15 protein-coding genes are annotated in these 14,722 nt (G+C 62.7%); 3 read left to right on the plus strand and 12 right to left on the minus strand.

The features are described 5' to 3' along the window. Position 1: 1 nt before the first annotated feature. Positions 2–1,309 carry a CitMHS family transporter gene (locus V0R59_RS10420; RefSeq protein WP_330072998.1) on the minus strand — a complete coding sequence of 436 codons (1,308 nt, stop codon included), beginning with the start codon at positions 1,307–1,309 and terminating at the stop codon, positions 2–4. 326 nt (positions 1,310–1,635) lie between these two features. Here V0R59_RS10420 and V0R59_RS10425 point away from each other — a divergent pair, with 326 nt between their 5' ends. Next, positions 1,636–2,037 (plus strand): GFA family protein, encoded by a 402-nt coding sequence (locus V0R59_RS10425; RefSeq protein ID WP_330072999.1) that lies wholly within the window; start codon positions 1,636–1,638, stop codon positions 2,035–2,037. A gap of 2 nt (positions 2,038–2,039) precedes the next feature. Here V0R59_RS10425 and V0R59_RS10430 read toward each other — a convergent pair whose 3' ends face one another. From V0R59_RS10430 to V0R59_RS10475, 10 genes are all read right to left on the minus strand, one after another. Next, on the minus strand, positions 2,040–3,998 hold the full coding sequence (locus tag V0R59_RS10430) for a DUF7844 domain-containing protein (protein WP_330073000.1): 1,959 nt from the start codon (positions 3,996–3,998) through the stop codon (positions 2,040–2,042). Next, positions 3,995–4,315, minus strand: a complete 321-nt coding sequence (locus V0R59_RS10435; protein WP_042127693.1) for a DUF2388 domain-containing protein — start codon at positions 4,313–4,315, stop codon at positions 3,995–3,997. Before V0R59_RS10435 ends, V0R59_RS10430 begins: the two co-directional genes overlap by 4 nt. 29 nt (positions 4,316–4,344) lie before the next feature. Beyond that, complete coding sequence (locus V0R59_RS10440; RefSeq protein WP_330073001.1) at positions 4,345–4,635, minus strand: DUF2388 domain-containing protein; 291 nt, start codon at positions 4,633–4,635, stop codon at positions 4,345–4,347. 103 nt (positions 4,636–4,738) lie between these two features. Then, complete coding sequence (locus V0R59_RS10445) at positions 4,739–5,056, minus strand: DUF2388 domain-containing protein (protein ID WP_330073002.1); 318 nt, start codon at positions 5,054–5,056, stop codon at positions 4,739–4,741. Positions 5,057–5,286: 230 nt separating this feature from the next. After that, positions 5,287–5,502, minus strand: a complete 216-nt coding sequence (locus V0R59_RS10450; protein WP_330073003.1) for a DUF1127 domain-containing protein — start codon at positions 5,500–5,502, stop codon at positions 5,287–5,289. Between the two features lie 335 nt (positions 5,503–5,837). Further along, complete coding sequence (locus V0R59_RS10455) at positions 5,838–7,331, minus strand: acetyl-CoA hydrolase/transferase family protein (RefSeq protein WP_330073004.1); 1,494 nt, start codon at positions 7,329–7,331, stop codon at positions 5,838–5,840. Positions 7,332–7,509: 178 nt separating this feature from the next. Next, positions 7,510–8,946: an NAD(P)(+) transhydrogenase (Re/Si-specific) subunit beta gene (locus V0R59_RS10460; protein WP_330073005.1), complete on the minus strand. Its 1,437-nt coding sequence runs from the start codon at positions 8,944–8,946 to the stop codon at positions 7,510–7,512. 2 nt (positions 8,947–8,948) lie between these two features. Then, the gene (locus V0R59_RS10465) at positions 8,949–9,266 is read right to left on the minus strand and encodes an NAD(P) transhydrogenase subunit alpha (protein ID WP_009403440.1); all 318 of its coding nucleotides are present in this window, start codon (positions 9,264–9,266) and stop codon (positions 8,949–8,951) included. Between the two features lie 10 nt (positions 9,267–9,276). Continuing rightward, positions 9,277–10,398, minus strand: a complete 1,122-nt coding sequence (locus V0R59_RS10470) for a Re/Si-specific NAD(P)(+) transhydrogenase subunit alpha (protein ID WP_330073006.1) — start codon at positions 10,396–10,398, stop codon at positions 9,277–9,279. 407 nt (positions 10,399–10,805) lie between these two features. Continuing rightward, positions 10,806–11,732, minus strand: a complete 927-nt coding sequence (locus V0R59_RS10475) for a LysR family transcriptional regulator (RefSeq protein ID WP_330073007.1) — start codon at positions 11,730–11,732, stop codon at positions 10,806–10,808. Between the two features lie 164 nt (positions 11,733–11,896). Between V0R59_RS10475 and V0R59_RS10480 the strand changes: the two genes are divergently transcribed. Both V0R59_RS10480 and V0R59_RS10485 read left to right on the plus strand, forming a co-directional pair. Beyond that, positions 11,897–13,078, plus strand: coding sequence for an acyl-CoA dehydrogenase (locus V0R59_RS10480; RefSeq protein WP_330073008.1), 1,182 nt, complete (start codon positions 11,897–11,899; stop codon positions 13,076–13,078). Between the two features lie 16 nt (positions 13,079–13,094). Further along, positions 13,095–14,315, plus strand: coding sequence for a CaiB/BaiF CoA transferase family protein (locus V0R59_RS10485; protein ID WP_330073009.1), 1,221 nt, complete (start codon positions 13,095–13,097; stop codon positions 14,313–14,315). A 149-nt stretch (positions 14,316–14,464) separates the two neighbouring features. Here the strand turns inward: V0R59_RS10485 and V0R59_RS10490 are convergent. Continuing rightward, positions 14,465–14,722: hypothetical protein (locus V0R59_RS10490; RefSeq protein ID WP_330073010.1), on the minus strand; the 258-nt coding region annotated here is incomplete at its 5' end.

The raw sequence follows: 14,722 nt of genomic DNA on the forward strand, positions 1-14,722 counted from the left end.
GTTACAGGCTGCTGAACAGCGGGAAAATTCCCATGAGCAGCGCGGCGAACATTATGCACACGCAGACTAGCACTGCCCATTTCAGCGTGAAGCGCTGGTGGTCGCCGAACTCGATACCGGCCAGGGCGACCAGCAGGTAGGTGGACGGCACCAGCGGACTGAGCAGGTGCACCGGCTGGCCGACGATCGAGGCGCGGGCCATCTCCACTGGCGAGATGCCATAGTGGCTGGCGGCTTCCGAGAGCACCGGCAGGACGCCGTAGTAGAAGGCATCGTTGGACATGAAGAAGGTGAACGGCATGCTCACGATCGCCGTGATCACCGCCAGGTACGGGCCCAGTGCATCCGGAATCACCGCCAGCAGGCTCTTGGACATGGCCTCGACCATGCCGGTGCCGGAGAGGATGCCGGTGAAGATGCCGGCGGCGAAGATCAGCCCGGTCACGGCCAGCACGCTGCCGGCGTGGGCGGCGATGCGGTCCTTCTGCTGCTGCAGGCACGGGTAGTTGACGATCATCGCGATGCTGAAGGCGATCATGAACAGCACCGGCAGCGGCAGCAGGCCGGCGATCAGCGCGACCATCAGGGCAGCGGTCAGGGCGCCGTTGAACCACAGCAGCTTGGGACGGCGAGCATCCGGGTACTGGGACACGGTGATCTCGCTGTGGTCGATCTCGTCACCCGGCAGGTGCAGTTCGCCAAGGCGGGCGCGCTCACGCTTGCCATACATGTAGGCGATCGCGAGGATGGCCACGACGCCGGCCAGCATGGCCGGGATCATCGGCACGAAGATGTCCGACGGGTCGACGTGCAGGGCGCTGGCGGCGCGGGCGGTCGGGCCGCCCCAGGGGGTCATGTTCATCACCCCGCCGGCGAGGATGATCAGGCCGGCCATGATCCGCGGGCTCATGCCCAGGCGGCTGTACAGCGGCAGCATGGCGGCGCAGCAGATCATGTAGGTAGTGGCGCCGTCACCGTCGAGGGAGACGACCAGGGCCAGCACGGCGGTGCCGACCGAGACTTTCAGCGGGTCGCCCTTGACCAGCTTGAGGATCTTGCGCACGGCCGGGTCGAACAGGCCGGAGTCGATCATCAGGGCGAAGTAGAGGATGGCGAACATCAGCATGACGCCGGTTGGCGCGAGCTTGCTGATGCCTTCCAGCATCATCGGGCCGATCTTGGCGGAGAAGCCGCCGAACAGGGCGAACAGGATCGGTACCAGGATCAGCGCGATCAAGGCCGACAGGCGCTTGGTCATGATCAGGTACATGAAGGTGATGACCATGGCGAAGCCGAGGAAGGTCAGCATGGGAGTACTCCAGGCGTGGTGCGTCGGGACGGGGACGTGACGGACGGATCAGTGGCGAGTGGATCGCCGGGGCTGGAGTAGCGAGGGGAATTGCGGGCGCAGGTAGGTACGGAAGGACATCAGAATCACCATTGTTTTTGTTGATCAGGCCGGGCTCCATCGATTTCGGGATGCCCTGGCACGCCGGTCGCTATGCCGGTGGTGAGGCGATGCTAAGGGGCTAAGCTTTCAGCCAGCTTTCGAGGGCTGAAAGCTGACGGGTGGTTGTTTTTTGATCTCTCGGGGCGTGTCGCCCTGAAGAACCCAGCGAAAGGAGTGCCGAACACATGAGCCAATCCCAGCAAGGCGGCTGCCACTGCGGTGCCCTGCGCTATCGGGTCGAGGGTCCGTTGACGGATGTCGCCCACTGCCACTGCTCGATCTGCCGCAAGGTCTCGGGCGGCCTGGTGATTACCTGGGCCACGGTGCCCTGCTCCGCCTTCCAGTGGCTGGCCGGCACACCGCAGCGCTACGACTCGTCCGCCAGTTGCGTGCGCTATTTCTGCAGTCGCTGCGGCGCCCATCTGGCCCTGACCACAGATCTGAGCCCGGAAACCATCGATATCACCATTGCGACCCTGGATGACCCGGCCTCTGTCCGCCCCGACCGGCATATCTGGACCGAAAGCCGCCTGCCCTGGCTGCACCTGGACGAACACCTGCCCGGCGAGCCCCACGAGACGCTCTGAGCTCAGGGCAGTTCCAGACCGCCGGCTGCCTTGTGCAGGGCGCGCAGGTGGTCGCCGATCAGCTTGGTGTTGGCCTCTACCGCACGGATCTGCGCATCGCGCTCCGGCCCCAGCAGGGCCCGGGCTTCCTTGTCGAGATCAGCGCTCAAGCTCTGCAACTGGGCCTGGCGCTTGCTGCTGCTGTCCTCCAGCTCGCGCCGCTCGTCCGCCTGGGGCAAGCCATATCCGCCCTGCCCCAGCAATTCCGCCGGTTTGCTGAGGAAACCACTGTTGGCGAGGATCTGCTGCAAGGTCTGGTTGGCCTTGTCGACGCCACCGTCGCTACGTGCGCGGCCGCTCAGGTAACGCTGCTTGACCTCGTCCTGGGCCAGCAGCAGTTGTCGGCGCAGCGCGGCCTGTTCCAGCAACAGCATGGCGGCGCTGGTGCGCAGGTCGGCGTGGTCGAACCACGCGCGGCGTTGCTCGGCGCTCTGCTCCAGCCAGGCTTCGACGCTGTCCTGGGGAATCGGCAACTGCTGCTTGAGGACCTTGAACATCGCCTCGAAGCGGTCGCGGTAGGAATCGAAGCGGTAGCCCAGGCGCAAGGCCTCGCGCGGGTCGTCGAGCACGCTGGTGTCGGCCAGGCCGCGGCCCTTGAGCACTTCCAGCAGGCCGTTGGGCATGATGTTGTCGAGGCTGGTCAGCTGCGGGTTGGCGGTGCCTGCGCGCAGCAGCTTGAGGGTTTCCACCGCGCAGTTGTTGGACAGGAAGTAGTAGTTGCCGTCGTAGCTCCAGTGCATTTCCAGGGCCTGGCGCACCAGGTTTTCCAGCTCGGCGCGGGACAGCTTCAGTGGCACCGAGGACAGGCTGCGCAGCTCGGTCTTGGTGTATTCGTCGATGACCTGGCCCAGGGGCAACACGAACAGCCGGGACGGATAGGCACCGACCAGGCCGTCCCAACTGGACAGCTGCACGTCATTGACGAAGGCTCGGTACGACAGCACCAGGTGCTGGTCCAGGTCCAGGCGGCAATCCGGACCACGCGGACGGCCCGGGGCACAGATCACCAGGCGCAGCATGCTGTGGCCCCAGCGGCTGACCCAATTCTGGTTGGCCTCGGCCAGCAGGTAGTCCACGGAATAGACCCGCTCAGGATCGATCTGGCCGAGGGGCTGCTTGGCGAAGTCATTCCCCGCATTCAGGTAGGGCAAGGCTGTTTCGCATGGCGGATGCGTCGGGCTCCAGCCGAAATGCTGGCTCAGGTAGGCATGCAGCGCCGGACGGCGGCAGGCGTAGCTGGGGTCGAGGAGGAAGTACTCCATGTTGACCGCGACGAACTCCTTGGGGCTGCTCAGTTCGTAACTATCCGGGGTGCGTACGTCCTGGTGATTGTCCTGCTCGCGTTCGCCGCGGCGCCCGACGTATTGCGGCCAGCCGGCAAGATCGAGAAAACGTGGGTCGTCGCTGAGGGTGAAGCGGCGTTCCGGCTGGCCACGGCATTCATCGCGCAGGCCGACCTTGCCCTGGGTCTCCTGCTGGCGCCGGCACTGGACGATCAGGCGGCGCTGGTCGGCGGGCCACAGGCGGGCGCGGTCGTAGATATGGGTGGTTTCATGGAGGACGGTGGCGAGCAATTCCTCGCGCACGGTGCCATGGGGGCGGCCGGTCTGCTGCGTGGCGGCGCTGCCGTCGGTCAGGCCTGGCAGCAGGCGGCGGTTGAGTTGCAGCGTGGAGAGCAGCGAGGCCTGGCCGTATACGTCCTCGGGCATGCTGTCGCTCCAGCTGACCACCACGGTGCGGTCCAGATGGGTCTTGAAACTGGGGGGAAGCTTCTGCAGGGCCTCATCGAGCAATGCCTGGCTGGCCTGGCGCTGTGCCGCGCTCAGGCCGTCGTCTTGCAAGCGCAGTTGCAGGTCGGCCAGGGCGGGCAGGCTGAGCAGCGCGAATACGCCGCCCAGCAGCCAGGCACGCAGTGACTTCACAGGGCGAGAATGGCTTCGGCCAGGACCTGGTCGCTGGCTTGGCGTGCTTCAGGCACGCGCTGACGCAGGGTGTCGAAGGCGGCTTCCAGCTGGGCACCACGGATATCGCCGTTGCTGGCGACGAAGCTGGCGGCGTCGTCACGGGCTTCGCGGACGACTTTCGAGTCACGGATCGAGGTGGTGGTGTCGGAGGTGAAATCGATCGAGCGACCGAAGGCGCGGACGATGATGTTGCTGGTAGCCACCAGGGTGTGCGCCTGGGCCACGTCGGCCAGCAGGAGGAAGCCGAGGGTGGCGGCGATCAGCGGGTTACGCATGGAACTTCTCCGGGGAAAAACAGGTGTGCTTATTGGACGAGAATTGCCTGCGCCAGTTCAAGGTCGCCAGCATGAAGATCGGGGTTTTCCTGGTGCAGCCGGCGCATCACCGACTCCAGTCGTGCACCGCGGACCAGACCATCGCTGGCGACGAAGGCGGCGGCGTCATCCCGGGCGGCCCGCACCCATTTGCGGTCGAAGGGGGCGCTGGTCACCTGGCTGGTGGCGTAGCCACTGATGACGCTGGTGGCGGTGGTCATGTCGAACGCCAGGGCAGTCCCGGACCCGAGTAGTGCAAACAGCAGGATCAGATAACGCATGGGGAAACGGTTGCCTTGCCAACGAAACGGCCAAGGCTATCCCAATGCATCACCCCGGGCCAGAGCGCTTGGCCCGGCTGTTTTGCAGGCTGTTGCCGGTACGTCAGATAGCCAGGATCGCCTGGGCCAGTTGCGCGTCGCTGGCTTGCAGGGTCGGCAGTTGCTGGCGGATATGGGCGAAGGCGCTTTCAAGTTTCACACCGCGGATATCGCCGCGGCTGGCAACGAAGCTGGCCGCGTCGTCACGGGCAGCACGCACGACCTTGTCGTCGCGGAACGACGAGGTCACGTCGGAGGTGGCATCGGTGGATGCAGCAACTGCGCCAACGACGGCGTCGGTGGTGACGACGAAGCTGGTGGCATGGGCGCTGGACGCCAGGGCCAGCAACAGGGCGGCGCCAAGCAGGCGGGTGCGGTTCATGGTCGATTTCCTCGGGGTGGGACGATCAGGCGGTTGAAAAAAGCGTAACACGTAACAAGCGAAACGCTCTTTAGTTCAACTGTTAAGGTTGTTTTTGTATTTTCTGAAACTGTACTGGTATTCAAGGCGAGCGCTCTATTTCGCGCCTTCCAGAACGAAAAAACCCGTCAGCAGTCACCTGCGACGGGTTTTTCGGAATTCGGTGCCGGCCGTGGCCGGCGGGCCTTGCATTAACGCCAGAAAGGCTTGCTCAGCTCTTCGTAGCGTTGTGCTTCGCTGATACCGGCGTCGGCCAGCAGGCGGGCATCCAGGCGAGCCAGTTGGTGGCGGCTGGAGATGCGGCGCTGCCACAGGACCAGGTTGGCCAGCAGGCGCAGAGGCAGGGAAGCCTTGGATTGTTCAACGTTGCTTTCGAAAACCAGACCGGAACTGAGGGTACGTTCCATGATGTGCATCCTTCCGCTTATGGCGGCATTGAGGAGTGATTAACTTGACTGGTGCTAATGATCCTCCTGTGCCGTCCATAACAGTAGATACAGTTCACCAACATTGTGATGGTCCAGTTAACTGTTTAAGGGCGCTGTTGCACTCGAAATGGACGTAACTGTACTGGTCTGCGCCAATATGGTGCGTTTTTAAGTGTGGGATGGGGTGTGGGGCGGAAAATAGGGGGATTTTTACCGGTACAGTAGAACAGTTTTCGATTGATGATGGCCGCAAACTGTTTTGCTGACCTGTTGCGAAGGCCTGCGAAGCAGGCCCCCGGCTTTTCAGGAGGGACTCAGACCGCCAGCATCCGCCCGGTCTCTTCCAGGTTCTCGTGCCACGCCAGCGCTTCGCGCAGGATATGCGGGGTATGTCCACCCCGCTCGCAGGCGCGAGTGAAGTAGTCATTCAGCGCATCGCGGTAATCCGGGTGCACACAGTTGTCGATGATCACCCGTGCCCGCTCCCGCGGCGCCAGGCCACGGAGGTCAGCCAGGCCCTGCTCGGTGACCAGGATGTCGACGTCATGCTCGGTATGGTCGACGTGGCTGACCATCGGCACCACGCTGGAAATCGCGCCGCCCTTGGCGATCGACTTGGTGACGAAGATGGCCAGGTGGGCGTTGCGGGCGAAGTCGCCGGAGCCGCCGATGCCGTTCATCATCCGCGTGCCGCAGACGTGGGTGGAGTTGACGTTGCCGTACAGGTCGAACTCCAGGGCGGTGTTGATGCCGATGATGCCCAGGCGCCGCACCACTTCAGGGTGGTTGGAGATTTCCTGCGGACGCAGCACCAGCTTGTCCTTGTAGCGCTCCAGGTTGCCGAACACATCGGCGTTGCGCCGGCTCGACAGGGTGATGGAACTGCCCGAGGCAAAGCCCAGCTTGCCAGCGTCGATCAGGTCGAAGGTCGAGTCCTGCAGCACTTCGGAGTACATCGTCAGGTCTTCGAACGGCGATTCGATCAGGCCACACATGACCGCGTTGGCGATGCTGCCGATGCCGGCCTGCAGCGGGCCCAGCTTGTTGGTCATGCGCCCCGCCGCCACTTCTTCTTTAAAGAAGTTGATCAGGTGGTTGGCGATGCCCTGGGTCTCGTCGTCCGGCGGCAGCACGGTGGACGGCGAGTCCGGCTGCTCGGTGATGACGATGCCGACGATCTTCGCCGGGTCGATCGGGATCGCGGTGCTGCCGATGCGGTCGTCGACCTTCACCAGCGGGATCGGCGTACGGGTCGGACGGTAGGTCGGGATATAGATGTCGTGCAGGCCTTCGAGGTTGGCGTTGTGCGCCATGTTGATCTCGATGATCACCTGCTTGGCGAAGATGGCGAAGCTCGCCGAGTTGCCCACGGAGGTGGTCGGCACGATATGGCCTTGTTCCGTGATCGCCACCGCTTCGATGACCGCGATGTCCGGCAGCTTGAGCTGCGCGTTGCGCAGTTGCTCGACGGTTTCCGACAGGTGCTGGTCGATGAACATCACCTTGCCGTCGTTGATCGCCTTGCGCAGGGTGCTGTCCACCTGGAAAGGCATGCGCCGGGCCAGTACGCCGGCCTCGGTCAGTTCCTTGTCCAGGTCGTTGCCCAGGCTGGCACCGGTCATCAGGCTGATCTTCAGCGGCGACTGCTTGGCCCGCTCGGCGAGGGCGTGAGGAACGGCCTTGGCTTCACCGGCGCGGGTGAAGCCGCTCATGCCAACGGTCATGCCATCCTGGATCAGGCCGGCGGCGTCGGCCGCGCTCATGACTTTACTGTGCAGCGAGGACAAGCGAATACGATCACGGTACATGGATTGTTATCTCGGGCTACTGAAGCTAGGTGCGCAGTCTATTGCTTTCGCGAAAACTCGTCCCGCGACCAAGGTCGTATGTAAGCCCCTGAAATAGAGCCTTCCGTCGGCGCGGCGGGCATGAAAAAGCCCCGGTCGTTGCCGAACCGGGGCTTATTGTCACAGCGGGAAAACAGCCTTATTCCACTGCCTTGACCATGTCCTCGATGACCTTCTTGGCATCGCCGAAGACCATCATGGTCTTGTCGAGGTAGAACAGTTCGTTGTCCAGGCCGGCATAGCCGCTGGCCATCGAGCGCTTGTTGACGATGATGGTCTTGGCCTTGAAGGCTTCGAGGATCGGCATGCCGGCGATCGGCGACTTCGGATCGTTCTTCGCCGCCGGGTTGACCACGTCGTTGGCGCCGAGCACCAGGACCACGTCGGCCTGGCCGAACTCGGAGTTGATGTCTTCCATCTCGAACACCTGGTCATACGGCACTTCGGCCTCGGCCAGGAGCACGTTCATATGGCCGGGCATGCGCCCTGCCACTGGGTGGATCGCGTACTTCACGGTGACGCCGGCGTGGGTCAGTTTCTCGGTCAGTTCCTTCAGCGCATGCTGGGCACGAGCCACTGCCAGGCCGTAGCCAGGAACGATGATCACGGTGTCGGCATTGCTCAGCAGGAAGGTGGCGTCGTCGGCGGAGCCGGACTTCACTGGGCGCTGTTCCTTCGAGCCGGTCGCCGCGCCGGCATCGGTATCGCCACCGAAGCCGCCGAGGATCACGTTGAAGAACGAACGGTTCATCGCCTTGCACATGATGTACGAGAGGATCGCACCGGACGAACCTACCAGGGAGCCGGCGATGATCAGCATCGAGTTGTTCAGCGAGAAGCCGATACCGGCAGCCGCCCAGCCCGAGTAGCTGTTGAGCATCGAAACCACCACCGGCATGTCGGCGCCGCCGATCGGGATGATGATCAGCACGCCCATGACGAAGGCCAGGGCCAGCATCACCACGAAGGCGGTGTAGTTGCCGGTGAAGGTGAACACCAGGCCGAGGCCGATGGTGGTCAGGCCCAGCACCAGGTTGAGCTTGTGCTGCCCGGCGAACTGCACTGGCGCGCCCTGGAACAGACGGAACTTGTACTTGCCCGAGAGCTTGCCGAAGGCGATGACCGAACCGGAGAAGGTGATCGCACCGATGGCCGCTCCAAGGAACAGTTCCAGACGGTTGCCGGTCGGGATCGGGTCGCTGATGGCGCTGACGATGCCCAGGGACTGTGGCTCGACCACTGCCGCGATGGCGATGAACACCGCAGCCAGGCCGATCATGCTGTGCATGAACGCCACCAGCTCCGGCATCTTGGTCATTTCCACGCGCTTGGCCATGATCGCGCCGGCGCTGCCGCCGATCAGCAGGCCGACGATCACGTAGGCGATGCCGTCAGTGGCGAGTTCGGCGCCAAGCTTGTAGATCAGGCCGACGGTGGTGACCACCGCCAGGGCCATGCCGAGCATGCCGAACAGGTTGCCGCGGCGGGAGGTGGTCGGGTGCGACAGGCCTTTCAGGGCCTGGATGAAGCAGACCGACGCCACCAGGTAGAGAAGCGTTACCAGGTTCATGCTCATTTTTACTTCTGCCCCTCAGCCTTCGCGGCTTTCTTCTTGAACATCTCCAGCATGCGCCGGGTGACGAGGAATCCACCGAACACGTTGACCGCCGCCAGGGCGACCGCGAGGGTGCCCATGACCTTGCCCAGCGGGGTGACGGTCAGGGCCGCGGCGAGCATGGCGCCGACGATGACGATGGCGGAGATGGCGTTGGTCACCGCCATCAGGGGAGTGTGCAGCGCAGGGGTGACGTTCCAGACCACGTGGTAGCCGACGTAGATCGCCAGCACGAAGATGATCAGGTTATAGACGCCGTGGGAAATCAGCATGTCTTCCATTGCCTGCTCCTTATCCGTTCTTGCGGATGACCTGGCCGTCGCGGCACATCAGGCACGCGGCGACGATGTCGTCTTCGAGGTTGATGGTCAGGGCGCCGTCCTTGTCGAACAGCAGCTTCATGAAGTCCAGCAGGTTGCGGGCGTACAGCGCCGAGGCGTCCGCGCCGACCTGGGCCGGCAGGTTGGTCGGGCCGACGATGGTCACGCCGTTCTCGACGACGACCTGGTCCGCCACGGTCAGCGGACAGTTGCCGCCCTGGGCTGCGGCCAGGTCGATGACCACCGAGCCGGGTTTCATCTGCGCTACGGTTTCCGCGCTGAGCAGGGTCGGTGCCTTGCGGCCCGGGATCAGCGCGGTGGTGATGACGATATCCGCCTGCTTGGCGCGCTCGTGCACGGCCAGCGCCTGGCGTTGCATCCAGCTTGCCGGCATTGGTCGGGCATAACCGCCGACGCCTTGGGCACACTCGCGCTCCTCGTCGGTCTCGTACGGCACATCGATGAACTTGGCACCGAGGGATTCGATCTGCTCCTTCACCGCCGGACGCACGTCCGAGGCCTCGATCACCGCGCCCAGGCGCTTGGCCGTGGCGATGGCCTGCAAGCCAGCCACACCGGCACCGAGGATCAGCACGCGGGCGGCTTTCACCGTACCGGCGGCAGTCATCAGCATCGGCATGAAGCGCGGATAGTGGTGAGCGGCGAGCAACACGGCCTTGTAGCCGGCAATGTTGGCCTGCGAGGACAGCACGTCCAGGCTCTGGGCCCGGGAAGTGCGTGGCGCGGCTTCGAGGGCGAAGGCGGTGATGCCGCATTCGGCCATCTTGGCAATGAGGTCGTTGTTGAACGGGTTGAGCATGCCCGCGAGCACGGTGCCGTTCTTGATCTGGCCCAGTTCGCTGTCGTTGGGCGCCACAACCTTCAGCACCAGCTGCGCGCCAAACGCATCGGCGGCGCTTCCAAGTACGGCGCCGGCTGCTTCATAGGCACTGTCCGGGATGCTGGCGTTGACGCCGGCTCCGCGCTGGACGGTGACCTGATGACCCTGGCCCACCAGTTTCTTGATGGTTTCGGGAGTGGCAGCGACCCGTGTTTCGCCCGTCTGCGTTTCGAGAGGAACACCAATGTGCACGTCATTTCTCCTGCGTGATCTTTTTTTGTTGAGCCAGCGCACTGCGGATGGTGCGTCTGGGGCGGCCGATCAGCACGATCCCGTCTGAAATCAGGCGGGGCGCGGCATTTTGCAAGCGATCTTTAGTCGTATCAATGGGTTCTGATTGGAAACTGTAAACAAACTACAAGTCACCCTGTGACCGCATGTCGCACCGAAACGGCCAGACCCCGTCAAACACGGGCTTTAGCGACATTAAGATAAAAATTAAAAATTTTCTGACAATTTTCGCGGATGAGACGAAAAAGGTCGCTTTGAGGCGGGGAAAACCTTGCAAATAAAGGGGTTTGGCAGTGTTTTGCGGGCAAGTGAAACAGTTGTCGCCAAAGCGACATTTACTTATATCTGTAGGTGTTGAAAATAATTGACTACTGGGTCAGCAATCCCGTTTCGTCCTTGTGGGCCGCGGCATAGCGCTGTGCCTCGCTGACCAGCCAATCACGAAAAGCCCGCAAGGACGCTGATTCGACCTTCCGTTCCGGGATCATCAGGTAGTAGGCCTTGATGCTCGACAAGGCGTGGGAGTTGGCGATGACCAGGCGCCCTTCTGCCAGTTCGCGCTGGATCAGGAACGGCGGGATCAGTGCTATACCCATGTCGTGCATGGCTGCCTGAGCCAACATCGAGAATAGTTCATAGCGCGGCCCTGTCATGTCGCGGGCGACATTCATGTCCAGGCTGTCGAACCATTGCCGCCAGGCGTAGGGCCGGGTGGTCTGCTGCAACAGCGGAAGCTGGGCGATGGCGTGCGGGTTGAGTGTGGCGTGTCGTTCAAGCAGGGCCGGGCTGCACACGGGGACCGGGTTTTCTCCCATCAGCCGGTGGGATTGTGTACCGGACCAGTCGGCGTCGCCGAAGTAGATCGCGGCATCGAAGTGGGTATCGGCGAAGAGGAACGGACGGGTGCGGTTGGTCAGGTTGACCGTGACCTCCGGGTGGCGCTGCTGGAAATGCTTCAGGCGCGGTAGCAGCCATTGGGTACCGAAGGTCGGCACCACCGCCAGCTCGATGACATTGGCGCCCTGCTGGCCCATCACCGAAAGGGTGTCGCGCTCTACCGCATCCAGTTGCGTAGCCACGCGCCGGCTGTAGGAGAGGCCGGCTTCGGTGAGCTTCACCCCGCGCCGCGAGCGGCGAAACAGTTCGACGTTGAGGAACTCCTCAAGCCCGCCAATCTGCCGACAGACGGCGCCCTGGGTCAGGGACAGTTCCTGCGCTGCCTTGGTAAAGCTCTCGTGGCGAGCCGCGGCCTCGAAGCAGACCAGGGCCGTGGTGCTGGGGATCTTGCGCCGCATATCCATCAACCTCACTAATCAATCGTGAAAATGGCCTTAATGGCCCTAACGGAGTGAGAAATTATCACAAGATCTTGCGCAATCCTCGTTTGTCGCCCTCCCCGTTCGGGCCTAGGATCAATGCACGAGAAAAACATCCCACTTCCCCATTCGAGGATTCGCTCATGGCCGGCAAAGCAAGCTTCAACTGGATCGACCCGCTGCTGCTCGATCAGCAGCTCACTGAAGAAGAGCGCATGGTGCGTGACAGCGCTTTCCAGTTCGCCCAGGACAAGCTCGCGCCACGTGTTCTGGAAGCCTTCCGTCACGAGCAGACCGATCCGGCGATCTTCCGCGAGATGGGCGAAGTCGGCCTGCTTGGTGCGACCATCCCCGAGCAATACGGTGGCAGCGGTCTGAACTACGTGTGCTACGGCCTGATCGCCCGTGAAGTGGAGCGCATCGACTCGGGCTACCGCTCGATGATGAGCGTGCAGTCTTCGCTGGTGATGGTGCCGATCAACGAATTCGGTACCGAAGCGCAGAAGCAGAAGTACCTGCCGAAGCTGGCCAGTGGCGAGTGGATCGGCTGCTTCGGCCTGACCGAGCCGAACCATGGTTCCGACCCGGGCTCGATGATCACCCGGGCGAAGAAGGTCGACGGCGGCTATCGCCTGAGCGGCAGCAAGATGTGGATCACCAACAGCCCGATCGCCGACGTGTTCGTGGTTTGGGCCAAGGATGATGCCGGCGATATCCGCGGCTTTGTCCTGGAGAAAGGCTGGCAGGGCCTGAGCGCCCCGGCGATCCATGGCAAGGTCGGCCTGCGTGCATCGATCACCGGCGAGATCGTCATGGACAACGTGTTCGTGCCGGAAGAGAACATCTTCCCGGATGTGCGGGGTCTGAAAGGCCCGTTCACCTGCCTGAACTCGGCGCGCTACGGCATTTCCTGGGGTGCCCTGGGTGCCGCCGAAGCCTGCTGGCACACTGCGCGGCAGTACACCCTGGATCGCCAGCAGTTCGGTCGCCCGTTGGCTGCCAACCAGCTGATCCAGAAGAAGCTGGCCGACATGCAGACCGAGATCACCCTGGCCCTGCAGGGCTGCCTGCGCCTGGGCCGGATGAAGGACGAAGGCACTGCTGCGGTGGAGATCACCTCCATCATGAAGCGCAACTCCTGCGGCAAGGCCCTGGATATCGCGCGCATGGCGCGGGACATGCTGGGCGGCAACGGCATCTCCGACGAGTTCGGTGTGGCCCGTCATCTGGTCAACCTCGAAGTGGTCAACACCTACGAGGGCACCCATGACGTGCATGCGCTGATCCTCGGTCGTGCACAGACCGGCATCCAGGCCTTCTATTAATAGAGAGGAACAGTCCATGGGCGCGCTTTCTCATTTGCGGGTCCTGGATCTGTCGCGGGTACTGGCCGGGCCATGGTCCGGCCAGATCCTTGCGGATCTGGGGGCGGAGGTCATCAAGGTCGAGCGGCCGGGCAGCGGGGACGATACCCGCGCCTGGGGCCCGCCCTTCCTCAAGGATGCCAAGGGCGAGAACACCAGCGAGGCGGCCTACTATCTGTCTGCCAATCGCAACAAGCGCTCGGTAACCATCGACTTCACCCAGGCCGAAGGCCAGCGCCTGGTGCGCGAGCTGGCGGCGAAGTCGGACGTGGTGATCGAGAACTTCAAGGTCGGCGGGCTGGCAGCCTACGGGCTGGACTACGAAAGCCTGCGTCAGATCAATCCGAATCTGATCTATTGCTCCATTACCGGTTTCGGTCAGACCGGGCCCTACGCCAAGCGTGCGGGTTACGACTTCATGATCCAGGGCCTGGGCGGGCTGATGAGCCTGACAGGCCGTCCCGAGGGTGATGAAGGTGCCGGGCCGGTGAAGGTCGGTGTTGCACTGACCGACATTCTTACCGGGCTGTATTCCACGGTGGCTATCCTGGCTGCCCTCGCCCATCGCGACCAGCATGGTGGCGGGCAGCATATCGACATGGCGTTACTGGATGTTCAGGTGGCTTGCCTGGCCAACCAGGCGATGAACTACCTCACCACTGGCAATGCACCGCGTCGGCTGGGCAATGCGCATCCGAACATCGTGCCTTATCAGGACTTTCCGACTGCGGATGGGGATTTCATCCTGACCGTGGGTAATGACGGGCAATTCCGCAAGTTCGCCGAGGTGGCGGGCCAGCCACAGTGGGCGGATGACCCGCGCTTTGCGACCAACAAGCTGCGGGTGGCCAATCGTGCCGAGCTTATTCCGCTGATTCGCCAGGCTACTGTGTTCAAGACCACGGCCGAGTGGGTCAGCCAGTTGGAGCAGGCGGGTGTACCGTGCGGGCCGATCAACGATCTGGCGCAGATGTTCGCTGATCCACAGGTGAAGGCGCGTGGGTTGGCGATCGATATCGCTCATCCGCTGGCAGGCAGTGTGCCGCAGGTGGCCAGTCCGATCCGGTTGTCCGCTACGCCGGTGGAGTACCGCAATGCACCGCCGCTGCTCGGCGAGCATACCGAGCAGGTCCTCGGTGGGGTGCTGGGCCTGGCGGTGGAGGATATCCAGCGACTGCGCGAGGCTGGGGTGCTCTGAAGGATCGCTTCTCTTATATAGAGGCAAACGGGGCGTCGGCACTGATTTGAATCAATTTCAAATTAGTGCTTGACGCCCCGTTTTATCTGTCTATACTTCGCCCCACTTCCGGCGCAGTCGAAACGGAAAACTCCTTGAATATCAACGAGTTAGGCGTTCCAGGTGGTATCGGAAGTGCTTCGGTCGTTTACGAAGGCGGTTGAAAAAGGCAGTTGACAGCAGGTTGTAACGCTGTAGAATTCGCCTCCCGCTAACGAGAGATCGCAGCGAGTCAAGTGTTTGAAGTTGAACGAGAAATTCTGAAAAACTTCAAAATAAACGCTTGACAGACTTAGAGGAAAGCGTAGAATGCGCGCCTCGGTTGAAGCGAAACGCTTCGCCAAACGCTCTTTAACAATCGAATCAAG

Source organism: Pseudomonas ulcerans, from assembly GCF_036324125.1.
In the GTDB taxonomy this organism is placed as follows: Bacteria; Pseudomonadota; Gammaproteobacteria; order Pseudomonadales; family Pseudomonadaceae; genus Aquipseudomonas; species Aquipseudomonas ulcerans.

What these genes read in the sequence shown, in the direction of transcription:
- V0R59_RS10420 (WP_330072998.1), bottom strand. Translation starts at nt 1,309, where the DNA reads ATGCTGACCTTCCTCGGCTTCGCCATGGTCATCACCTTCATGTACCTG.
- V0R59_RS10425 (WP_330072999.1), top strand. Translation starts at nt 1,636, where the DNA reads ATGAGCCAATCCCAGCAAGGCGGCTGCCACTGCGGTGCCCTGCGCTAT.
- V0R59_RS10435 (WP_042127693.1), bottom strand. Translation starts at nt 4,315, where the DNA reads ATGCGTAACCCGCTGATCGCCGCCACCCTCGGCTTCCTCCTGCTGGCC.
- V0R59_RS10440 (WP_330073001.1), bottom strand. Translation starts at nt 4,635, where the DNA reads ATGCGTTATCTGATCCTGCTGTTTGCACTACTCGGGTCCGGGACTGCC.
- V0R59_RS10445 (WP_330073002.1), bottom strand. Translation starts at nt 5,056, where the DNA reads ATGAACCGCACCCGCCTGCTTGGCGCCGCCCTGTTGCTGGCCCTGGCG.
- V0R59_RS10450 (WP_330073003.1), bottom strand. Translation starts at nt 5,502, where the DNA reads ATGGAACGTACCCTCAGTTCCGGTCTGGTTTTCGAAAGCAACGTTGAA.
- V0R59_RS10455 (WP_330073004.1), bottom strand. Translation starts at nt 7,331, where the DNA reads ATGTACCGTGATCGTATTCGCTTGTCCTCGCTGCACAGTAAAGTCATG.
- V0R59_RS10460 (WP_330073005.1), bottom strand. Translation starts at nt 8,946, where the DNA reads ATGAGCATGAACCTGGTAACGCTTCTCTACCTGGTGGCGTCGGTCTGC.
- V0R59_RS10465 (WP_009403440.1), bottom strand. Translation starts at nt 9,266, where the DNA reads ATGGAAGACATGCTGATTTCCCACGGCGTCTATAACCTGATCATCTTC.
- V0R59_RS10475 (WP_330073007.1), bottom strand. Translation starts at nt 11,732, where the DNA reads ATGCGGCGCAAGATCCCCAGCACCACGGCCCTGGTCTGCTTCGAGGCC.
- V0R59_RS10480 (WP_330073008.1), top strand. Translation starts at nt 11,897, where the DNA reads ATGGCCGGCAAAGCAAGCTTCAACTGGATCGACCCGCTGCTGCTCGAT.
- V0R59_RS10485 (WP_330073009.1), top strand. Translation starts at nt 13,095, where the DNA reads ATGGGCGCGCTTTCTCATTTGCGGGTCCTGGATCTGTCGCGGGTACTG.